Source organism: Actinacidiphila bryophytorum, from assembly GCF_016916835.1.
GTDB classification, from domain to species: domain Bacteria; phylum Actinomycetota; class Actinomycetes; order Streptomycetales; family Streptomycetaceae; genus Actinacidiphila; species Actinacidiphila bryophytorum.
Window position 1 is genome coordinate 1 of the sequence record NZ_JAFFIX010000033.1, and the last position, 22,365, is coordinate 22,365.

Annotated in this window: 15 protein-coding genes; 11 read left to right on the top strand and 4 right to left on the bottom strand. The window is 71.3% G+C overall.

What is annotated here, in order from left to right:
- Positions 1 to 37 precede the first annotated feature (37 nt).
- On the bottom strand, positions 38 to 1,510 hold the full coding sequence (locus JT723_RS31745; protein WP_205048325.1) for a DUF7847 domain-containing protein: 1,473 nt from the start codon (positions 1,508 to 1,510) through the stop codon (positions 38 to 40).
- A 91-nt stretch (positions 1,511 to 1,601) separates the two neighbouring features.
- Here JT723_RS31745 and mtnA point away from each other — a divergent pair, with 91 nt between their 5' ends.
- The 7 genes from mtnA (at position 1,602) to JT723_RS31780 (ending at position 9,992) form a co-directional block, all read left to right on the top strand.
- Positions 1,602 to 2,666 (top strand): S-methyl-5-thioribose-1-phosphate isomerase, encoded by a 1,065-nt coding sequence (gene mtnA, locus JT723_RS31750; RefSeq protein ID WP_205048326.1) that lies wholly within the window; start codon positions 1,602 to 1,604, stop codon positions 2,664 to 2,666.
- Between the two features lie 146 nt (positions 2,667 to 2,812).
- On the top strand, positions 2,813 to 3,502 hold the full coding sequence (gene mtrA, locus JT723_RS31755; protein WP_106966605.1) for an MtrAB system response regulator MtrA: 690 nt from the start codon (positions 2,813 to 2,815) through the stop codon (positions 3,500 to 3,502).
- Between the two features lie 52 nt (positions 3,503 to 3,554).
- Positions 3,555 to 5,465, top strand: coding sequence for an MtrAB system histidine kinase MtrB (gene mtrB / locus JT723_RS31760; protein WP_240166507.1), 1,911 nt, complete (start codon positions 3,555 to 3,557; stop codon positions 5,463 to 5,465).
- The gene (locus JT723_RS31765) at positions 5,465 to 7,312 is read left to right on the top strand and encodes an LpqB family beta-propeller domain-containing protein (RefSeq protein ID WP_205048328.1); all 1,848 of its coding nucleotides are present in this window, start codon (positions 5,465 to 5,467) and stop codon (positions 7,310 to 7,312) included. Before mtrB ends, JT723_RS31765 begins: the two co-directional genes overlap by 1 nt.
- A gap of 129 nt (positions 7,313 to 7,441) precedes the next feature.
- Positions 7,442 to 8,149 carry a ComF family protein gene (locus JT723_RS31770; protein ID WP_205048329.1) on the top strand — a complete coding sequence of 236 codons (708 nt, stop codon included), beginning with the start codon at positions 7,442 to 7,444 and terminating at the stop codon, positions 8,147 to 8,149.
- A gap of 279 nt (positions 8,150 to 8,428) precedes the next feature.
- Complete coding sequence (gene hpf, locus JT723_RS31775; protein ID WP_205048330.1) at positions 8,429 to 9,118, top strand: ribosome hibernation-promoting factor, HPF/YfiA family; 690 nt, start codon at positions 8,429 to 8,431, stop codon at positions 9,116 to 9,118.
- Positions 9,119 to 9,245: 127 nt separating this feature from the next.
- Entirely contained in the window at positions 9,246 to 9,992 is a 747-nt protein-coding gene (locus JT723_RS31780; protein ID WP_205048331.1) for a response regulator, read from the top strand.
- 45 nt (positions 9,993 to 10,037) lie between these two features.
- Here JT723_RS31780 and JT723_RS31785 read toward each other — a convergent pair whose 3' ends face one another.
- Both JT723_RS31785 and JT723_RS31790 read right to left on the bottom strand, forming a co-directional pair.
- Positions 10,038 to 11,225, bottom strand: coding sequence for a winged helix-turn-helix domain-containing protein (locus JT723_RS31785; protein ID WP_205048332.1), 1,188 nt, complete (start codon positions 11,223 to 11,225; stop codon positions 10,038 to 10,040).
- Positions 11,226 to 11,324: 99 nt separating this feature from the next.
- Positions 11,325 to 11,966 (bottom strand): GNAT family N-acetyltransferase, encoded by a 642-nt coding sequence (locus JT723_RS31790; RefSeq protein ID WP_205048333.1) that lies wholly within the window; start codon positions 11,964 to 11,966, stop codon positions 11,325 to 11,327.
- Between the two features lie 239 nt (positions 11,967 to 12,205).
- Between JT723_RS31790 and secA the strand changes: the two genes are divergently transcribed.
- A complete protein-coding gene (gene secA / locus JT723_RS31795) occupies positions 12,206 to 15,010 on the top strand; it encodes a preprotein translocase subunit SecA (protein ID WP_205048334.1) in 2,805 nt (934 codons plus the stop codon).
- A 106-nt stretch (positions 15,011 to 15,116) separates the two neighbouring features.
- On the opposite strand, the gene JT723_RS31800 is transcribed toward secA, so the two are convergent.
- Complete coding sequence (locus tag JT723_RS31800; protein WP_205048335.1) at positions 15,117 to 15,464, bottom strand: Rv3235 family protein; 348 nt, start codon at positions 15,462 to 15,464, stop codon at positions 15,117 to 15,119.
- Between the two features lie 349 nt (positions 15,465 to 15,813).
- Between JT723_RS31800 and JT723_RS31805 the strand changes: the two genes are divergently transcribed.
- The 3 genes from JT723_RS31805 (at position 15,814) to JT723_RS31815 (ending at position 22,314) form a co-directional block, all read left to right on the top strand.
- Entirely contained in the window at positions 15,814 to 16,320 is a 507-nt protein-coding gene (locus tag JT723_RS31805; protein ID WP_205048336.1) for a DUF6912 family protein, read from the top strand.
- Positions 16,321 to 16,417: 97 nt separating this feature from the next.
- Positions 16,418 to 17,071 (top strand): HAD family hydrolase, encoded by a 654-nt coding sequence (locus JT723_RS31810; RefSeq protein ID WP_205048337.1) that lies wholly within the window; start codon positions 16,418 to 16,420, stop codon positions 17,069 to 17,071.
- A 287-nt stretch (positions 17,072 to 17,358) separates the two neighbouring features.
- Positions 17,359 to 22,314, top strand: a complete 4,956-nt coding sequence (locus tag JT723_RS31815; protein WP_205048338.1) for an NAD-glutamate dehydrogenase — start codon at positions 17,359 to 17,361, stop codon at positions 22,312 to 22,314.
- Positions 22,315 to 22,365 lie beyond the last annotated feature (51 nt).

A 22,365-nucleotide genomic window follows, 5' to 3' on the forward strand; every position in this document is an offset into this window, starting at 1 on the left:
CCAGCCGGCCGGCAAGCCCGCAAGCCTGCCGGCCCGCTCAGCGGTCGGCGCCCACCGTGGTCGGAGCGTCGTATCCGGGGACCTTTGCCGCGCGGCCGAGGTCGATGTCGAGGGCTTCACGGCGGATGCGCTGGTCGACGTACAGCAGGGAGACGGCGCCCGCGCTGATAGGCAGGGTCAGGGTCGAGCTGATGACGCCCCCGACGGCCACGATGATGATCGTGGTCCAGCTGCTGTCGGCGCTCGCGGAGAACAGGCCGCTCGCGTCGTCACCGCTGACCGCGTCGGCGATCATGGCGAAGGGGAGCTGGATGACGACCGACGCCACGGCCGCGATGAGCAGCATCAGCAGCTGCACTCCCAGGACTCGCCACCACGACCCGTTGACGAGCTTCACCGAGCGCTTCAGCGCCGCCTTGACGCCCTGCTTCTCCAGCATGAGGGCCGGGGCGGTGAGGCTCCACAGGTTCCACTGCCAGATCGAGAAGACGACTCCGCAGATGAGGCCGAGCGAAGCGATCGACGCGCCCGCGGACTGTCCGCCTGCCAGGGCGATCAGCAGACCGGGGACCGCGGGCACCGCCAGGATCGCGCAGAGGGCGAGCGGCACCAGCAGGGCCAGGCCGACGAGTTGGCCCAGCCGCGGGCGGACGTCCTGCCACACGGACCGTACGGTGGTCGGCCGGCCGAGGACGGCGCGGCTGATGACGACGGTCAGCAGACCGGCGGTGAGGATCACGCCGACCATGCTCGTGAGGATGAGCAGCAGCGATCCCGCGACTGCACCGCTGAACGCGTGCAGGATGTCGTGGACGCTCGGGTCGGAGTTGCGGTTCAGGTCGTCGATCCGGGTGTCGTCGATGAGGAAGCCGCTGATCACCGCGTTGACACTCTCGGTCAGCAGGCCCACCACGAAGGCCAGCAGCATCGCGGCCCGCCAGTGCCGGCGCAGGGTGGAGACGGCGCCCTGGAGGATCTCTCCCACGTCCAGGGGACGCAGTGGGATCACTCCTGGCTGCGGGGCGGGCGGCTTGGTGGCGTAGGGCGGCTGAGGGCCGCCGTGGTGAGCCACCGCGGGACCCCAGCGCGGGCCGCCGTTCTGCGGTGCGGCGGGGGGCGTCGGCGGAGCCCACTGCTGCCCTACGCCCGCCGGCCGTCCCGTGCCCTGCGGTGTCGGCGCTGCGGGCGGGGCCTGCTCCTGCGGCGGGGCGGCGGGCGAGGCCGCGGGCTCCGAAGGCTTGGCGGCGGCGCGCGGGTCGAGGCCGGACGGCGTGTGCTGCCACGGCGCGGCCGGGGGCTGCTGCTGCGACCAGACGCCGCTCACCGGCGCATCCTGCGTGTTGTCGGCGGTGTTGTCGGCGGTGTCGCCGGGCGCACCGCCGGTCGTGCCGTCAGCTGGGTCGTCCGCTGCCGCAGGGGCTGCGGGGGGCGTGTCTTCGGGGCTGTCGCCGCCGTCCGGCTCCTGGGAGCCGGAGGATCCGGGCGAGGCCCAGCCCGGAGTGTTGGTCATCGGAGGCTGCCCTTTCGTATGTCCTGTCGGTACTCATCGCCATCGTGTCACGGGCTGCCGCACGTCGGGCCTGGCAGGGCAGACTGGTCGGATGGGTGATCACCTCGCGAAATCGGGTCATGGAACGGCTCCTGCGCTGCGCTGGGAGGACCCGCCGGACGGTCCTGTCCTCGTGCTGCTCGACCAGACACGGCTGCCCCAGGAGGAGGTGGAGCTGGTCTGCACCGACGTGCCCGCGCTCGTCCAGGCGATACGCACACTGGCGGTCCGCGGGGCACCGCTGCTCGGTCTCGCGGGGGCGTACGGGATCGCGCTGGCGGCGGCTCGCGGCTACGACGTGGACGACGCGGCCGCGGTGCTGGCGCATGCGCGGCCGACGGCGGTGAACCTCGGGTACGGGGTGCGGCGGGCGCTGGCGGCCTTCCGCGCCGCCGGTCCGGGGCAGGGGGCGGCGGCCGCGCTCGCCGAGGCCCGCCGCCTGCACGCCGAGGACGCGGCGGCGAGTACGGCGATGGCGGAGCACGGGGCGCGGCTGCTGGCGGAGCTGGCGCCTGGCGGCGGCTACCGGATCCTGACGCACTGCAACACCGGCGCTCTGGTGTCGGGCGGCGAGGGGACGGCGCTGGGCGTGGTCCTGGCTGCGCACCGTGCGGGTGAGCTGCGGCGGCTGTGGGTTGACGAGACCCGTCCGCTGCTGCAGGGCGCGCGGTTGACCGCGTGGGAGGCGGCGCGGGCAGGTATGCCGTACACGCTGCTCGCCGACAATGCCGCGGGGTCCCTCTTCACCGCGGGCGAGGTGGACGCGGTGCTGATCGGGGCGGACCGGATCGCGGCCGACGGGTCGACGGCGAACAAGGTGGGCAGCTATCCGCTGGCGGTGCTCGCCCGCTACCACCAGGTGCCTTTCGTGGTGGTGGCGCCGACGACGACGGTCGATCAGGCGACTCCCACCGGTGCGGCGATCGAGGTGGAGCAGCGGCCGGGGAGCGAGGTGACGGATCTGGCGCCGTCACCTCTGGGCACGCAGGCCTATAATCCGGCATTCGACGTCACACCGCCGGAACTGATCACCGCGATCGTCACGGAGAACGGTGTGGTGTCGCCCGTGACTGCCGAGAGCCTTGCGGCGGTGTGCGCACAGAACGACGTTCGGTGACGCTCCGTGGAGCGTTGCCGGGCTTGCCGTCACAAGTTATCCACAGGCTGCAACTGGGGGGCAGCGCAACCGCGTACAACCAGGGACAATAGTCGCATAGCGTGACCTTGATCACGAAAGGTCACCAGTATCGATATGCAAATGGGATGATGGTCGGTATGAAGGGACGTGTCCTGGTCGTCGACGACGACACTGCGCTGTCAGAGATGCTCGGCATCGTGCTGCGCGGAGAAGGTTTCGAGCCGTCGTTCTGCGCCGACGGCGACAAGGCGCTTGCCGCTTTCCGTGAGGCCAAGCCCGATCTGGTGCTGCTCGACCTGATGCTGCCCGGACGGGACGGCATCGACGTCTGCCGGCAGATCCGGGCCGAGTCGGGTGTGCCGATCGTGATGCTCACGGCGAAGAGCGACACCGTGGACGTGGTCGTGGGCCTGGAGTCCGGCGCGGACGACTACGTGATCAAGCCGTTCAAGCCCAAGGAGCTCGTGGCGCGGGTGCGGGCACGGCTGCGGCGGGCCGAGGAGCCCACGCCGGAGCAGCTGACCATAGGTGACCTGGTGATCGACGTCGCCGGCCACTCGGTCAAGCGCGACGGCCAGCCGATCGCCCTCACGCCGCTGGAGTTCGACCTGCTGGTCGCGCTCGCCCGCAAGCCGTGGCAGGTGTTCACCCGTGAGGTACTGCTCGAGCAGGTGTGGGGCTACCGGCATGCCGCGGACACCCGGTTGGTGAACGTGCATGTGCAGCGGCTGCGTTCCAAGGTCGAGCAGGACCCCGAGCGCCCGGAGATCGTCGTGACCGTCCGCGGTGTCGGTTACAAGGCGGGACCGGGCTGAGATGTGTGCGTCGTACGAGCGTGAGCGGCTGGAGAGCCGGCTTGCGGACCCGATGCGCGGTCTGCTGCCGGTGATCCGCTCGTGCGTGCGCTGGGCACGGCGTCCGCTGCAGCCGGGAGTCCGGCTGTGGCGGCGCAATCTCCAGCTGCGGGTGGTGGCCTTCACCCTGCTGATGTCGGTGGGCGTGGTGCTGCTGCTCGGCTTCGTCGTCATCGGGCAGGTGCGCAACGGCCTGCTCGACGCGAAGGAGAAGGCCGCGGAGAACCAGGCCACCGGCGGTTTCTCCATCGCGCAGAACCTGGCGGCCCAGGGCAGCCAGGCGCAGGACGCCACGGGCTCAGGGGCGACGCCGCCGGTCGACACGGGCAACTGGCTCAACAACCTGGCCGCCCAGTTCCAGAGCGGCGGCAAGGGCGTGTACTGGATAGCCACGCTCAGCCCCGGCGCCGACGCGGGCGCGGGTCCCGGTGAGGGCAGCACCAACGCCCGCGGTCCGCGCGGCACGAACCACGTGGACCCCGGGACGACCATCCCCAAGTCGCTGAGCGATGCCGTCGAGACGCACACCGGGGCGCTCAAGCAGTACACGATGCTCCGGATGGACGACGGGACGCCGCCGCGGCCCGCCCTCGCGGTCGGCAAGCGGCTGACGGACCCCAACGGCAACGCGTACCAGCTGTACTACCTCTTCCCCTTCGATCAGGAGGAGAAGACCCTCGGCCTGGTCAAGGGCACCCTGGCGACCGCCGGCATCTTCGTGGTGGTGCTGCTGGGAGCCATCGCCTGGCTGGTGACCCGGCAGGTGGTCACGCCCGTGCGGATGGCCGCGGGCATCGCCGAGCGGCTCGCCGCGGGCCGGCTGCAGGAGCGGATGCAGGTCACCGGCGAGGACGACATCGCCAGGCTCGGCGAGTCGTTCAACAAGATGGCGCAGAATCTGCAGGTCAAGATCCAGCAGCTGGAGGACCTGTCGAGGATGCAGCGCCGCTTCGTGTCGGACGTGTCGCACGAGCTGCGGACCCCGCTGACGACGGTGCGGATGGCGGCGGACGTCATCCACGACGGGCGTGCCGACTTCGATCCGGTGACGGCGCGTTCCGCCGAGCTGCTGCAGAACCAGCTGGACCGCTTCGAGTCGCTGCTGTCCGACCTGCTGGAGATCAGCAGGTTCGACGCGGGCGCGGCGGAGCTGTCGGCGGAGCCGATAGACCTGCGCGACGTCGTACGGCAGGTGGTCGACGCCGCCGAGCCGCTGGCCGAGCGCAAGGGCAGCCGGGTGGTGGTCCGCGGCGACGCGCAGCCGGTCATCGCCGAGGCCGACCCGCGCCGGGTCGAGCGGGTGCTGCGCAACCTCGTGGTCAACGCGATCGAGCACGGCGAGGGCCGTGACGTGGTCGTGCGGCTGGCGACGGCCGACGGTGCGGTCGCGGTCGCGGTCAGGGACTACGGTGTCGGGCTCAAACCGGGCGAGGCGACCCGGGTGTTCAACAGGTTCTGGCGGGCCGATCCGGCCAGGGCGCGCACCACGGGCGGCACCGGCCTCGGGCTGTCCATCGCGGTGGAGGACGCGCGGCTGCACGGCGGCTGGCTCCAGGCGTGGGGCGAGCCGGGCGGCGGGTCGCAGTTCCGTATGACGCTGCCGCGCACCGCCGGCGACAGCCTGCGCGGATCGCCGATCGCGCTGGAGCCCGACGACTCGCGTCGCAACCGCGCGCTGCTCACCGGGCGCCCGGCCGCGCCGGCGACGCCGACCGTGCCCGTGCCGCGGGCGGGCGGCACCGCCGAGGCCGTCGCCGCGGGCGGCGGGCACCCCATGGACACCGGGCGGCTGCGGCCGCCGCTGATACCGCCGATGCCCAGCGTCGCCCCTGCCCGTCCGGCGAAGGCCGATCCGGCGGCGCTGCCGGGCAACGGGGCACGCGTGGTGGAGCGCAGGGAATCAGCTCGGGAGGACGACGTCTGATGCGTGTGTTGGGGGGCCGGGCGCTGCGCTCGCTCAGGGGCGGCGCGCTGCCGCTGGGGGCGGCGCTGCTGCTGGCCGGGTGCGCGTCCATGCCGAGCAGCGGCGAGGTCCGCAAGGTCGACAACGGCCAGCAGGCGGACGCGGACGCGCAGGTGCGGGTCTTCGGCATCCCGCCGCACGCGGGCGAGACCCCCGCCGAGATCGTCAGCGGCTTCTTCGAGGCGACCACCAGCGGCGAACCGGACTTCGCCACCGCCAAGAAGTACCTGACCCCGACCTTCAAGAACCAGTGGGATCCACTGGCCAAGATCACCGTGCTGGCCAGCGGTCCGCAGAGCGACGGCGGCACCGACGCCGACACCGGTCCCGGCCCCAAGGGGGGGACGAGCACCGTGGTCGCGGTGTCGGGGATGACGGCGGCGAAGGTGGACGCCAAGCACGCCTACCAGCCCGCCGACGGCACCTTCCACACCTCCGTCCACCTGGTCAAGCAGGGCACTGAATGGCGTATCGACCGGCTGGACGACGGCCTGATCCTGTCGGCGTCCGACTTCCGCCGGATATACCACTCGGTGAACATGTACTACTTCGCCGACCTGGGCCCGGACGCACGGCGGTCCGGCGCCTCGCAGCAGACCCTGGTCGCCGACCCGGTGTATCTGCGCCAGCAGCAGACCGACTCGCTGACCTCGATCGTGTCCGCGCTGCTCGACGGCCCGACGAACTGGCTCGCGCCCGTGGTCGACACCGCGGTGCCGCCCCGCGCCCAGCTCTCCAGCAAGGGCACGGGACCGGGCGTCACGGTCGACGACTCGCAGCACCTGAGGGTGCGGCTGAGCAGCGCGGCCGACCGGCTGGGCCACGAGCAGTGCATGCGGCTGGCGGCGCAGCTCTTCGCGACCGTCCAGGGCCAGGCGTCGGCGAAGCTGGCGTCGGCCGAGGTGCAGCGCGACGACGGCGCCACCATCTGCTCGCTGCCCAGCAGCCAGGCGCTGGCTCCGACGAACCTCGTCGGCACCGGGGCGGGGCGGTACTTCATCGGGGCCGAGCAGCACCAGCTGTACGAGCTGGTGGGTGAGGGCACCTCCGCCAACCCGGTACGGGGGCCGTTCGGCTCCGACAAGGCGGACCTGGCGTCGGTCGCGGTGCGGCGGGACGAGCAGGTGGCCGCGGGCGTCAAGACCGACGGGCGGCACCTGGTCGTCGGCCCGCTGGTGGACGGCGCCACCTGGCAGGTGTCGCAGCTGGCCAGCACCGCGCAGGACCCGAAGAACGGGCTGAGCGCGCCGAGCTGGGACGGCTTGGACGACCTGTGGGTGGCCGACCGCAACCCGGCGGTCTCCCGGCTCTACGTGCTGCACAACGGCGTCGGTACGCCCACCCAGGTGGACGTGCCGATGCTGGACGGGCGGGTCGAGTCGCTGCGTGTCGCGTCCGACGGGGTGCGGATGGTGCTGGTCGTCGACCACGACGGGGTCAAGACGCTGCAGCTCGGCCTGATCCGGCGGGGCGGCACGGCGGACAAGCCGCAGTTCAGCGTGACGGACCTGCGTGATCTGACGCCGACAGGGGAGACGGTCAGCTCGGTGTCCTGGGCGGGGGCCAGCCGGCTGGTGGTGCTCGGCACCGACATCGGCGGCGGTGGGCAGCAGATCCAGTACGTGAGCACCGACGGTTCCGCGGCGCCCGCGCTGGAGAGCATCGGCGAGGCGGTGTCGGTCGCGGCGTCCGAGGATCCGAGCAGGCCGCTGCTGGCCTCCTACAACGGCAGCGTCTACTGGCTGCCCGACGACTCGAACTGGAAGAGGGCCAACCCCAAGGGCGGCAGCCCGGTCTACCCGGGCTGACCGTCCTCCCCGCCGGCCGCGCGGCCGGCGGGGAGGACGGACGGCCTTGTCAGGTGCCTGATCGGAGTTGTCCACAGCCCTCGAACGAGTGACTGGTAGCCGGTGGGCGGCAGCGGTCACAGTGGATGCATGCGGGGCTGGTGGCGGGAGATCGCCGGACTGGTGCTGCCGGTGGACTGCGCGGGCTGCGGGCGTCCGCGTACGGATCTGTGCGAGCGGTGCCGGGGACTGCTGGGCGGGGCGTCCTCGGTGCGGCGGGTGCGTCCGTCACCGGAGCCGGCGGGGCTGCCACCGGTCTACGCGGCGGGACGGTACGGCGACGAGGTGCGGGCCGTGCTGCTGGCACACAAGGAAAGGGGGGCGCTGGGCCTGGCCCGGCCGCTGGGAGACGCCCTTGCGGCGGCTGTAGGGGCGCTTGGCGTCGCCGGGACGGTGCTGCTGGTACCAGTGCCCTCCGCACGGCGGGCAGTGGCCCGGCGGGGCCATGACGCGACCGCACGGATGGCCCGCGCGGCGGCAGCTGTACTGCGCCGGCAGGGCACACCGGCCAGGGCGGTGACGGCGTTGCGCAGGCGCCGCCTGGTCGCCGACCAGGCAGGGCTCGACGCGGCCGGGCGGCTGGCGAACCTGTCGGGCGCCCTGGAGGCGGTGGGCGGTGCCACCGCACTGCTGGCGGCGGCACCGGTGGTCCTGGTCGACGACCTGATGACGACCGGGACGTCACTGAGCGTGGCGGCCTCGGTCGTCACGGTGGCGGGCGGGCGGGTGGCGGGAGCGGCGGTGGTTGCTGGGCCGGATGGCCCGGAGGTCCACTCCGATGCCCGTCTGCGCAGGTGACAACGGAGGGGATTCACCCGAACGGAGTGAGCGCGGCGCTGGGGATGCCGACTTCCGCACTCCGGGACTATGTTCGGGGGAGAGGGAAGGAAACACCGTGGGGTGTTGATCTTCCCAGTGGGGCAGGAGGAGGTGAAAGCCGCAGCTTCGCGGTTCCCGGCGAGGCCCGGGAGGCGGAGCGGCAGCCAACGCAGCGCCGGACGGGTCTGGCACCCGGGCCGGCCTCAGCAAAAGGGATCGCCGCCGGTCAGCCGGTGCGATCCGGGAACGGAGTTCTGCGTGGACATCGTCGTCAAGGGCCGCAAGACCGAGGTGCCCGAGCGGTTCCGGAAGCACGTGGCCGAGAAGCTGGACAAGATCCAGAAGCTCGACGGCAAGGTGATCAGCCTCGACGTCGAGGTGTCCAAGGAGCTCAACCCGCGGCAGGCGGAGCGTTCCGACCGGGTGGAGATCACGCTCAACACCCGTGGCCCTGTGGTCAGGGCGGAAGCAGCGGCCGCCGACCCGTATGCCGCGCTGGACGTGGCGGTGACCAAGCTGGAGGCGCGGCTCCGCAAGGCCGCGAGCAAGCGCCACACCCGCCGGGGGAACGGACGGATCCCGGCCGCCGACGTCGCCTCCGCGGTGCCGGACGCGGCCTACATCAACGCCGAGGGTGAGCCGGTCGGGGACGGCGACCCGTCGGGCGACGGAGTGCCGACCAAGCGGATCGGCCCGCTGGAAGTGCGCGGCGAAGGACCGCTGGTGGTCAGGGAGAAGACCCACGCGGCGGCACCGATGGCGCTCGACCAGGCGCTGTACGAGATGGAGCTGGTCGGGCACGACTTCTACCTCTTCGTGGACGTCGACACCAAGCAGCCCAGCGTGGTCTACCGGCGGCACGGCTACGACTACGGCGTGATCCACCTGAACGCCGACGAGGCGGGCACGCAGGCCCCGGCAGGCGCCGGCGGGGCGCTGCACCGCTGAACGACGGGACCGCCGGACGGCAGGGCCGGCGCTCCTGGTGCCCCGGGCAAGGCCTGGGGCACCAGCACGCCGGGACGTGAAATGCTGGACCGGAAGTGGTGAACTCTGGTCTGAGGGGGAGGATCTGATGCCCGACTTCGCGCACCGGGCTGTCGACGGGAGCGGACCCGGCCCCGACGAAGGACCGGACGACCAGGCCGGGCCGACGCCGGCCGAGCCCATCCGGGTGCTGGTGGTGGACGACCACGCGCTGTTCCGGCGCGGCCTGGAGATCGTGCTCGCCCAGGAGGAGGACATCCAGGTCGTCGGAGAGGCCGGGGACGGCGCCGAGGCGGTGGACAAGGCGGCCGACCTGCTGCCCGACATCGTGCTGATGGATGTGCGGATGCCGCGCCGCGGCGGGATCGAGGCCTGCACCTCCATCAAGGAGGTGGCCCCCAGCGCCAAGATCATCATGCTGACCATAAGCGACGAGGAAGCCGACCTCTACGAGGCGATCAAGGCCGGGGCGACCGGGTATCTGCTCAAGGAGATCTCCACCGACGAGGTGGCCACCGCGATCCGCGCGGTCGCGGACGGGCAGTCGCAGATCAGCCCGTCGATGGCGTCGAAGCTGCTGACCGAGTTCAAGTCGATGATCCAGCGCACCGACGAGCGGCGGCTGCTGCCCGCGCCCAAGCTCACCGACCGGGAGCTCGAAGTGCTCAAGCTGGTGGCCACCGGGCTGAACAACCGGGACATAGCCAAGCAGCTCTTCATCAGCGAGAACACGGTGAAGAACCATGTGCGCAACATCCTGGAGAAGCTGCAGCTGCACTCCAGGATGGAGGCCGTGGTCTACGCGATGCGGGAGAAGATCCTGGAGATCCGCTGAGGCGGCCGGCTGGGTCGGCTGCGTGGAGGCCCGGGAAGCGGGATCCTAGCGGCGGTCGTGGCTGCGCTTGACCGCCGTCACCAGCGGTTCGCGCAGCGTCTCGGGCAGGACCAGCTCCACCCGGGCCTCCACGCACCCGACCCAGCCGGCCGCCTCCGCGATGGCGTCGGCGGCGGGCTGCACGGCCTTCGGCCCGTCCAGCGTCACCTGCCGGGCGACCAGCGTCCTGCCCTCGCGGGCGGGGTCGACCCGGCCCACGAGCCGGCCGCCGGCCAGCAGCGGCATCGCGAAGTAGCCGTGGATGCGCTTGGGCTTGGGGGTGTAGGCCTCCAGGCGGTGGGTGAAGCCGAAGATCCGTTCGGTGCGCGGCCGGTCCCAGATCAGCGAGTCGAAGGGCGACAGCAGCGTCGTACGGTGCCGGCCGCGCGGCTCGCTCGCCAGGGCCTGCGGGTCGGCCCAGGCCGGCTTGCCCCAGCCCTCGACCTCGACCGGGACCAGGCCCGTGTCGGCGATGACCGCGGCGACCTGCTCGCCCTTGAGCCGGTGGTAGTCCGCCAGGTCGGCGCGGGTGGCGACCCCCATGGCGGCGCCGGCCTGGGCGACCAGACGGCGCACGCACTCGGCGTCGTCGATGTCGTCGTGCAGCAGGGTGTCGGGGACGGCGCGCTCGGCCAGGTCGTAGACCCGCTTCCAGCCGCGCCGCCGGGTGCAGACCACCTCACCGGTGTCCAGCAGCCACTCGACGGCGATCTTCGTCTCCGACCAGTCCCACCACGGGCCGCCGTTCTTCGCGCCGCCCAGCTCGGTGGACGTCAGCGGGCCGTCGGCGCGCAGCCGGTCGAGGACGGTGGCGCAGGACCGCTCGGCGTCGGCCAGCACGTGCCAGCGGTGGCCGCGCGCCCGCCTGGCCCGGCGGCGGAAGGCGAAGTGCGGCCACTCCTCGATGGGCAGGATGCAGGCGGCGTGCGACCAGTACTCGAAGGCGTGGTCCCCCGACCAGTACGACTGCTCGACCGCTTCCCTGCCCACCGCGCCCAGCCGGGCGTAGGGGATCAGCTCGTGCGAGCGGGCCAGCACCGAGATGGTGTCCAGTTGCACCGCGCCCAGCGAGCGCAGCACACCGCGGGTGCCGGCCCTGCGGTCGGGGGCGCCGATGAACCCCTGGGCGCGCAGGGCGATCCTGCGGGCCTGGTCGGCGGACAGGGAGAGCTGGGGCGGCGGCAGCGCGGTCATGGCCGCAAGCGTAGGACGCCCCACTGACAATTGGCCCTGACCTGCGAAGACCGTGCCGGGTACGATCGCGGCCGGCCTGATCGCGGCCGCCCGCCGCGATCAGGCCGACGGCTGCCCGGGCTGCTCCGGCCGCTCCGCCCCGTGCGGCTCGGCAGGCCGCTCGTAGGGCAGATACGCCGTCGCCGACGCGCGCCCCCAGTCCGAGGGGAGCAGGGCCGCGCGCCAGGTGTCGCGCCTGGTCCCGTTCTGCACGATCTTCGCGCGCATGGTGCCCTCCATCACGAAGCCGATGCTGAGGGCCACGGCCCGCGAGCCGACGTTGCCCGCCTCCGCGTACCACTCCATGCGCTCCACGCCGAGGGCGGAGAAGGCCCAGTCGCACACCGCCCGGCCGGCCTCCGCGGTGTAGCCGCGGCCGCGCTGCTCCTTGACCGTCCAGTAGCCCAGTTCCGCCTGCCGTTCCGGCGGGGACAGCTGCGCAAGCCTGACCAGGCCCATGGAGCTGACCAGGGCGCCGCTCTCCCGGGTGAAGACGCCGAAGTTGTAGAGGGTGTCGTCGCGCCAGCCCTCGGGTGAGATCCGCTCGACGAAGTCCGCCGCGTGCTCGCGTGTGTACGGAGAGGGCACGCTGGTCCAGCGCGGGATCTCGGGGTCCTGGCAGGCGGCGAGGACCGCGTCGATGTCGGAGGGCTGCAGCGGGCGCAGGAGCAGCCGCGCGGTGGTCAGGGTGACGGGTTCCATCGGCTCGGCGCACCTTCCGCACGGGGAACAGAGGGGGAACAGCGGGGGCGAAAGCCCCAGGGGCCGAGTATTGCGGAGCCGCTGAGGCTGCGGAAAACCGTTTTGCCGCCGCCGGGCCTCCCGGCCCACAGGTCTCCTCGCTTACGATGGCCGTTGCAGCAGGGCCGAGGCAGACAGAAAACCCCGCTGTGCCCCGCGCGGCAACCGCGCCAGGCCCGACCGGCAAGGAGCCAGCCTACGTGTCCGTCATCAACAAGCTCATGCGTGCAGGCGAAGGCAAGATCCTGCGCAAGCTGCACCGCATCGCGGACCAGGTCAATTCCATCGAAGAGGACTTCGAGAGCCTTTCCGATGCCGAGCTGCGGGCGCTCACCGACGAGTACAAAGAGCGGTACGAGAACGGTGAGACCCTCGACGACCTGCTGCCCGAGGCCTTCGCGACGGTCCGCGAGGCGGCCAGGCGCGTCCTGGGGCAGCGGCACTACGACGTCCAGCTGATGGGCGGCGCCGCGCTGCACCTGGGCTATGTGGCCGAGATGCGCACCGGCGAGGGCAAGACGCTGGTCGGCACGCTGCCGGCGTATCTGAACGCACTGTCCGGCAAGGGCGTGCACCTGATCACGGTCAACGACTACCTCGCCGAGCGCGACTCGGAGTGGATGGGCCGGGTGCACAAATTCCTCGGCCTCGAAGTCGGCTGCATCCTGGCCAACATGTCGCCCGCCGAGCGCCGTGTGCAGTACGCGTGCGACATCACGTACGGCACCAACAACGAGTTCGGCTTCGACTACCTGCGCGACAACATGGCCTGGTCGAAGGACGAACTGGTACAGCGCGGCCACAACTTCGCGATCGTCGACGAGGTCGACTCGATCCTGGTGGACGAGGCCCGTACGCCGCTGATCATCTCCGGTCCCGCGGACCAGGCCACCAAGTGGTACAGCGACTTCGCACGGCTGGTGCGCCGGCTCAACCGCGGCGAGGCGGGCAGCCTCGGCAAGGAGGAGACCGGCGACTACGACGTGGACGAGAAGAAGCGCACGGTCGCGATCCACGAGTCGGGCGTCACCAAGGTCGAGGACTGGCTGGGCATCGACAACCTCTACGAGTCGGTGAACACCCCGCTCGTCGGTTATCTGAACAACGCCATCAAGGCCAAGGAGCTGTACAAGAACGACAAGGACTACGTCGTCCTGGACGGCGAAGTCATGATCGTCGACGAGCACACCGGCCGTATCCTCGCCGGCCGCCGCTACAACGAGGGCATGCACCAGGCGATCGAGGCGAAGGAAGGGGTGGACATCAAGGACGAGAACCAGACGCTCGCCACGATCACCCTGCAGAACTTCTTCCGCCTGTACGACAAGCTCTCCGGCATGACCGGTACGGCCATGACCGAGGCCGCGGAATTCCACCAGATCTACAAGCTCGGCGTCGTCCCGATCCCGACGAACAGGCCGCTGGCCCGTATGGACAAGCCGGACCTGATCTACCGCACGGAAGAGGCGAAGTTCGCGGCGGTGGTCGAGGACATCGTCGAGAAGCACGAGAAGGGCCAGCCGGTGCTGGTCGGCACCGTGTCGGTGGAGAAGTCCGAGTACCTGTCGGCGCAGCTGTCCAAGCGCGGTGTGCCGCACGAGGTGCTCAACGCCAAGCAGCACGACCGTGAGGCGTCGATCGTCGCGCAGGCCGGGCGCAAGGGCGCGGTCACCGTCGCGACGAACATGGCGGGTCGCGGCACCGACATCAAGCTCGGCGGCAATCCCGACGACCTCGCGGAGGCGGAGCTGCGCCAGCGCGGCCTGGACCCGCTGGAGCACGTCGAGGAGTGGGCCGCGGCCCTTCCCGCGGCGCTGGAGCGCGCCGAGGAGGCGGTCAAGGCCGAGCACGAGGAGGTCGTCGACCTCGGCGGCCTGTACGTGCTGGGCACCGAGCGGCACGAGTCGCGCCGCATCGACAACCAGCTGCGCGGCCGCAGCGGCCGGCAGGGCGACCCGGGCGAGTCCCGCTTCTACCTGTCGCTGGGCGACGACCTGATGCGGCTGTTCAAGGCGCAGATGGTCGAGCGCGTGATGTCGATGGCCAACGTGCCCGACGACGTGCCGATCGAGAACAAGATGGTCACCCGCGCCATCGCTTCGGCACAGTCGCAGGTCGAGCAGCAGAACTTCGAGATCCGCAAGAACGTCCTGAAGTACGACGAGGTGCTCAACCGGCAGCGCGAGGTCATCTACGGCGAGCGTCGCCGCGTCCTGGAGGGCGAGGACCTGCACGAGCAGGTGCAGCACTTCATGGACGACACCATCGACGCGTACATCGACGCCGAGACCCGCGAGGGCTTCGCCGAGGACTGGGACCTGGACCGGCTGTGGGGCGCGTTCAAGCAGCTCTACCCGGCCAAGGCGACCATCGAGGAGCTGGAGGACGAGGCCGGCGACCGCGCGGGCATCACCGCCGAGTTCATCGCGGAGACCGTCAAGGACGACATCCACGAGCAGTACGCGGAGCGCGAGAAGCAGCTCACCGAGGACATCATGCGCGAGCTGGAGCGGCGCGTGGTGCTGTCGGTGCTGGACCGCAAGTGGCGTGAGCACCTCTACGAGATGGACTACCTCCAGGAGGGCATCGGGCTGCGCGCCATGGCGCAGCGCGACCCGCTGGTGGAGTACCAGCGCGAGGGCTTCGACATGTTCACGGCCATGATGGACGGCATCAAGGAGGAGTCCGTCGGCTACCTGTTCAACCTGGAGGTCCAGGTCGAGCAGCAGGTCGAGGAGGTGCCGGTGATGGCCGACGCCGACGTCCAGGACGCGGTGCCGTCGCTGGTCAAGGACCGCCCCGAGATCCGCGCCAAGGGTCTGGACGCGCCCAAGCGGGCCGACCGGCTGCACTTCTCCGCGCCGTCGGTCGACGGCGAGGGCGGTGTCGTCGAGGGCGACTTCGCCGGCGCCCCGGTGGACTCGGCCGTCGAGGACGAGGAGGTCGGCCAGACGCGCGCCGAGCGCCGCAAGGCCGCCAAGGGCGGACGCCGCCGCAAGAAGTAAGCAGCACAGGAAGCAGCAGCGCCGCCGCCCGTCGCAGGGCGGCAGGAGCACCGGCCGGGGGCCGGACCCGAACGGGTCCGGCCCCCGGCCGCGTCGTACCGCGCCCTCACCTGGCGGCCACCGCGGTGCAGTGCCAGCGCTCGGGGCCGTAGCCGGAGGTGGCCCGGGCGCCGCCGGACTCCAGGCGGAAGGCCAGCGCACGGAAGACGTCCCGGTCCAGGCACACCACGGCGCACACTTCGAGCGCCCCGCGGTAGGTGCGGTAGGCGTGGCAGCGGTACACGAAAGGGGTACGCCCGCGGTTGCCGCGGGGGCGCCAGTCGGCCCGCTGCGCGTGCAGCTCCCACAGCTGCTGGTACGCCTCGTCCCTGATCTTGCCCGCCAGCATCGTCAGTGGCTGCCGCCCGGTCAGCACGTCGAGCAGCCGGCCGGCGAACCAGTCGTGCGCCGACATCGGCAGGACGGCACCGGCCGGCGGCCGGCCCGGCTGCGGGCGGCCCGGGGGACGGAGCAGGTCACGGCGTCCCGGCGGCGCCGCACCAGCGCGGCCGGACCTGCGCGGCGGCGCGGGCGCGGGCGGCGGTACGCGCCCGGGAAGACGCCCGCGGCGGGGGTCGGGGGTGGGTCCCGAGGGGGCGGCGGGGGGTGGCTGCGGTGGCTGCACGAGGGGCTCCCCAAGATCGTTACTGGCTGGTAGTCAGTTTCTAGGGGCGGCCGCGGCCGGCAGGCAAACCTGGGCGGCGCTGTTCGAAGGCGCCGCGGAATTCACCTATCAGGATGGTTGCGCACGTATGCTTCACGCCATGCGCGTCTATATTCCGACGACCCTGGCGGGGCTGGCCGAGGCGTACAAGGCGGGCGAGGTGGGTCCCCTGCCGCTCGACGCCTTCGCGGTCACGCCGAGCCTGCGCGAGTGGTACCTGTCGGACGACATAGAGGAACTGGAGTACGCGGCGCTGAACCGGGCCGCCCAGGCGTCGCTGCGGCTGCTCGCGGTTCACCCGGAGGTGGCACGCCGGCGGACCGTCATCGCCGTGGACGTGGCCGACGCCGACGTCCGCTTCGACCCCGACCGCTCGCTCGACCCCTCCGCGCTCGGCGAGGTGCGGCTGTCCAAGCGGGTGCCGCTGTCCGACGCCGCGGCGGTCCACCTGGACTCCGACGACGCCGAGAGCGACGTCGCCGCCGCGGCCGGCGCGCTGGGCGCGGCGGACGCGGGCGACGACGACGCGCAGTTCACGGTGGACGGCGCCGAGGACCACGAGCTGCTGTGGTACGCGACCCAGGAGATCCCCAATCTGATCGGCTGATCACATGCTCGGCCGATCGGCGTACGGTCATACCGGACCCCGAGTTATCCACAGGCCGCAGAACGCCTTGACGCCCCACCCGAGTACGGTTCTTTCCATGAGCACGCATCTCGTGTGGGACTGGAACGGCACCCTTTTCCACGACATCGACGCAGTGATCGAGGCGACGAACGCCTCCTTCGCCGAACTCGGCCTGCCCCCGATCACCCTCGACCGCTACCGCGAGCTGTACTGCGTGCCTGTGCCCCGGTTCTACGAGCGGCTGATCGGCCGGCTGCCCTCGGACGATGAGTGGGAGGTCATGGACGCCACGTTCCACCGCCACTACTGGGCGCTCGCCGACGACTGCCGGCTGGCCGAAGGCGCCGCCGACCTGCTGGCCGCCCGCCGGGCCGCGGGGCTGACCCAGTCGCTGTGCTCACTGGCCCCGCACGAGCAGCTGGTGCCGATCGTGGCCGCCCACGGCATCACCGAGCACTTCGTACGGGTCGACGGCCGCACCGGGAACTCGACCGCGGGCAAGGCCGCCCAGATGGTCCGCCACCTGGAGTCCCTCGGCTGCCTCGACCCGCGCGAGGTCGTGGTGATCGGCGACGCACTCGACGACGCGGCCGCCGCCGCGCACGTGGGTGCGCACGCCGTGCTCTACACCGGCGGCTCCCACAGCAGGGTGGCCCTGGAGTCCGCAGGGGTGCCGGTGGTGGACAGTCTGGCCGAGGCGGTCGAGCAGGCCGAGCGAATAGCCTCCTGACGGATCGCCGCCGCTCGCCGCGGGCGCTCCCGGGCGGTTCCTGTCCATTCGGGCCAAAGGTGTCTGGTGCATTTGTACGAAGACGTCTCCTGACAGCCACCCCGAACGGAGCGATAGCCTGGACGTCGTGATCAACGTTGATCCGTTCTCCCGGGGCAGGTTCGTGCCGACGGGCACGGCGAACCCCTATTCCGGCATAGCGTCGTCCCGCAGCGGAAACCCCGCGTCGCGGTACGTCGTGCCATCCACCGACGTCACGCAATGGCGCGCGACAGGAGTCAGAGGACATGCAGACCAAGCTGGACGAAACCAAGGCCGAGCGGCTGGAACAGGCAGCGCGGGTCGGTGAGAACAGCCAGAAGGGGAAACTGCCGGGGCAGGGCCTCGACGCAGCGGCGATGACCGCGTTCCTCCAGCGGTACTACCTGCACAGCGCGCCGGAAGACCTGGTCGACCGTGATCCGGACGACATCTTCGGTGCCGCGCTGTCCCACTACCGGCTCGCCGAGGTACGCCCGCAGGGCACCGCGAACGTGCGGGTGCACACGCCGAGCGTGGAGGAGAACGGCTGGCAGTGCAGCCACACCGTCGTCGAGGTGGTCACCGACGACATGCCCTTCCTCGTGGACTCGGTGACCAACGCCCTGACGCAGGCCAACCGGGCGATCCACGTGGTGGTCCACCCGCAGTTCACCGTCCGCCGGGACGTCACGGGCAAGCTGCAGGAGGTCATGGCGACCGCCCCCGAGGACGCGGACGGCGTACTGCCGCACGACATGCTGGTGGAGTCCTGGATCCACGTGGAGATCGACCGGGAGACCGACCGGGCCGATCTGAAGGAGATCACCGCAGAGCTGCGCCGGGTGCTGTCCGACGTGCGGGAGTCCGTCGAGGACTGGACGAAGATGCGGCAGGCGGCGCAGTCCATCGCCGACGAGCTGGCCGCGGCCCCGCCGCCGCTGCCCGAGCAGGAGACCAGCGAGGCCCTGGAGCTGCTGCGCTGGCTCGACGGCGACCACTTCACCTACCTCGGCTACCGCGAGTACGAGCTGACCAGCCAGACCGCGGAGGACGGCAGCGCGGAGGACGTGCTGGTCGCGGTGCCCGGCACCGGGCTGGGCATCCTGCGCTCCGACCCGCAGCACCCGCACGCCGACAGCACCCACCCGGGGCACCCCAACTCCCCGTCCTTCAGCCGGCTGCCCGCCGACGCCCGCGCCAAGGCCAGGGAGCACAAACTGCTCATCCTGACCAAGGCCAACAGCCGGTCCACCGTCCACCGGCCGTCGTATCTGGACTACGTGGGGGTGAAGAAGTTCGACGCCGACGGCAACGTGATCGGCGAGCGGCGCTTCCTCGGGCTGTTCTCCTCGGCCGCCTACACCGAGTCGGTACGCCGGGTGCCGGTGGTGCGCCGCAAGGTCGAGGAGGTGCTGGAGGGCGCCGGCTTCTCCGCCGACAGCCACGACGGCCGCGACCTCCTGCAGATCCTGGAGACCTACCCGCGCGACGAGCTGTTCCAGACCCCGGTCGACGAGCTGCGGTCCATTGCCACCAGCGTGCTGTACCTGCAGGAGCGGCGCAAACTCCGGCTGTTCCTGCGGCAGGACGAGTACGGGCGCTACTTCTCCGCCCTGGTGTATCTGCCCAGGGACCGCTACACCACCGCGGTGCGGCTGCGGCTGACCAACATCCTGCAGGAGGAACTGGGCGGCCACAGCGCGGACTTCACCGCGTGGAACACCGAGTCGGTGCTGTCCAGGCTGCACTTCGTGATCCGCATCGACCCCGGCGGCTCGCTGCGGGAGCTGGACGACGCCGACGTCGAGCGGATCGAGGCGCGGCTGTCGGACGCCACCCGCTCGTGGTCCGACGGCTTCGGCGAGGCGCTGACCGCGGAGTGCGGCGAGGAGCGTGCCGCCGAACTGGTCCGCCGCTACGGGCAGGCCTTCCCCGACGGCTACCGCGCCGACTTCCCGCCGCGGGTGGCGGTCGCCGACCTCCAGCACTTCGAGGAGCTGGGCGCCGACGACTTCACCCTCAGCCTGTACGAGCCGGTCGGGGCGGCGCCCGAGGAGCGGCGGTTCAAGATCTACCGCACCGGGGCGCCGGTCTCGCTGTCCGCGGTGCTGCCGGTGCTGCAGCGGCTCGGCGTCGAGGTGGTGGACGAGCGGCCCTACGAGCTGCACAGGGCCGACCAGTCCCGGGTCTGGGTCTACGACTTCGGGCTGCGGCTCGACCCGGCGCTCGGCGACCTCGGCGACGACGCGCGCGAGCGCTTCCAGGAGGCCTTCTCGGCCACCTGGACCGACCGGGCGGAGAACGACGGGTTCAACTCCCTGGTGCTGCGGGCCGGTCTCGACTGGCGGCAGGCGATGGTGCTGCGCGCGTACGCCAAGTACCTGCGGCAGGCCGGGTCCACCTTCAGCCAGGACTACATGGAGGACACCCTCAGGACCAACGTCCACACCACCCGGCTGCTGGTCAACCTCTTCCAGGCCCGGCTCTCGCCCGACCACCAGCGGGCCGGCAGCGAGCTGACCGACGGCATCCTGGAGGAGCTGGACGGCGCGCTCGACCAGGTCGCGAGCCTGGACGAGGACCGCATCCTGCGGTCCTTCCTCAGCCTGATCAAGGCGACGCTGCGCACCAACTACTTCCAGCGCGCCGAGGACGGGCAGCCGCACCGCTACCTGTCGATGAAGTTCGACCCGCAGGCCATCCCCGAACTGCCCGCGCCCCGCCCGGCCTACGAGATCTGGGTGTACTCACCGCGGGTCGAGGGCGTGCACCTGCGCTTCGGCAAGGTCGCCCGCGGCGGGCTGCGCTGGTCCGACCGGCGCGAGGACTTCCGCACCGAGGTGCTCGGCCTGGTCAAGGCGCAGATGGTGAAGAACACGGTGATCGTGCCGGTCGGCGCGAAGGGCGGCTTCGTCGGCAAGCGGCTGCCCGACCCGGCCGCCGACCGCGACGCGTGGCTGGCCGAGGGCATCGACTGCTACAAGACCTTCATCTCCGGGCTGCTCGACATCACCGACAACCTGGTGGCCGGCGAGGTCGTACCGCCGCGCGACGTGGTCAGGCACGACGAGGACGACACCTACCTGGTGGTCGCCGCCGACAAGGGCACCGCGTCCTTCTCCGACATCGCCAACGAGGTCGCCGTCTCCTACGGCTTCTGGCTCGGCGACGCCTTCGCCTCCGGCGGCTCGGTCGGCTACGACCACAAGAAGATGGCCATCACCTCCTCCGGCGCCTGGGAGTCGGTGAAGCGGCACTTCCGCGAGATGGGCCACAACACCCAGGAAGAGGACTTCACCGTCGTCGGCATCGGCGACATGTCCGGTGACGTCTTCGGCAACGGGATGCTGCTGTCCGAGCACATCCGGCTGGTGGCGGCCTTCGACCACCGGCACATCTTCCTCGACCCCAAGCCGGACGCGGCGACCTCCTACGCCGAGCGGCGGCGGCTGTTCGAGCTGCCGCGCAGCAGCTGGGCCGACTACGACAGCTCGCTGATCTCCTCCGGCGGCGGCATCTACCCCAGGACCGCCAAGTCGATCCCGGTCAACGCACAGGTGCGGGCGGCCCTCGGCATCGCACCCGGCGCGGCCAAGATCACCCCGGCCGAGCTGATGAAGGCGATCCTGCAGGCCCCGGTGGACCTGCTGTGGAACGGCGGCATCGGCACTTACGTCAAGGCCTCGACCGAGTCGAACCTCGACGTCGGCGACAAGGCCAACGACCCGATCCGCATCGACGGCTCGCAGCTGCGGGTCAAGGTGGTGGGCGAGGGCGGCAACCTGGGCTTCACCCAGCTGGGCCGGATCGAGTTCGCCCGGTCCGGCGGACCTGAGGGCGAGGGCGGCCGCATCAACACCGACGCCATCGACAACAGCGCAGGGGTGGACGCCTCCGACCACGAGGTCAACATCAAGATCCTGCTCAACAGCGTCGTGGCCGAGGGCGACCTGACGGTCAAGCAGCGCAACACGCTGCTGGCCGAGATGACCCACGAGGTCGGAAATCTGGTGCTGCGCAACAACTACGCGCAGAATGTCGCGCTCGGCAACAGCATGGCCCAGTCCCACAGCCTGCTGCACGCCCACCAGCGCTTCATCCGGCGGCTGGTGCGCGACGGGCACCTGGACCGGGGGCTGGAGTTCCTGCCCACCGACCGGCAGATCCGCGAACGGCTCAACGCCGGACAGGGCCTGAGCCAGCCCGAGATGGCGGTGATCCTCGCCTACGCCAAGATCACCACCGCCGAGGAGCTGATCCACACCGGGCTGCCCGACGACCTGTACCTGCGCGGTCTGCTGCACGCGTACTTCCCCGTGCCGCTGCGCGAACGGTTCGCCCCGCAGATCCACGCCCACGCGCTGCACCGCGAGATCGTCACGACCGTGCTGGTCAACGACACGATCAACACCGGCGGCACGACTTTCCTGCACCGTTTCAGGGAGGAGATCGGCGCGACCACCGAGGAGATCGTCAGGGCGCACACCGCGGCCCGGGCGATCTTCGAGCTCGGCCCGATCTGGGACGAGGTCGAGTCGCTGGACAACACGGTGGACGCCGCCGTGCAGACCAGGATCCGGCTGCACTCGCGGCGGCTGGTCGAGCGCGCCACCCGCTGGCTGCTCAACAACCGCCTGCAGCCGCTGCAGATCGCCGAGACCATCGAGGACTTCTCGGCGGGCGTCGCCGCGGTCTGGGCGCAGCTGCCCAAGCTGCTGCGGGGCGCGGACCTGGAATGGTACGAGAGCCTGCACGACGAACTGACCGCGGGCGGGGTGCCGGAGGACCTGGCCATCAGGGTCGCCGGATTCTCCTCGGCCTTCCCGGCGCTGGACATCGTGGAGGTCGCGCACCGCAGCGGCAAGGAGCCGCTCGACGTCGCCGAGATCTACTTCGACCTCGCCGACCGGCTGCAGATCACCCAGCTGCTCGACCGGATCATCCTGCTGCCGAGGGAAGACCGCTGGCAGTCGATGGCCAGGGCCGCGATCCGCGAGGACCTCTTCGCGGCCCACGCGGCACTGACCGCCGACGTGCTGGCGGCCGGCGACGACCTGGCCACACCCGAGCAGCGCTACAACGCGTGGGAGGAGCAGAACGCCGGGCTGATCGGCCGGGCGCGCACGACGCTGGAGGAGATCCAGGGGGCGGAGGAGTTCGACCTGGCGAGCCTGTCGGTGGCGATGCGGACGTTCAGGACGCTGCTGCGCACCCACCGCTGAGCCGCTGAGCCCGCGGGCCTTGGGTCCTGCGGCACCGCACAGCGGTGCGGT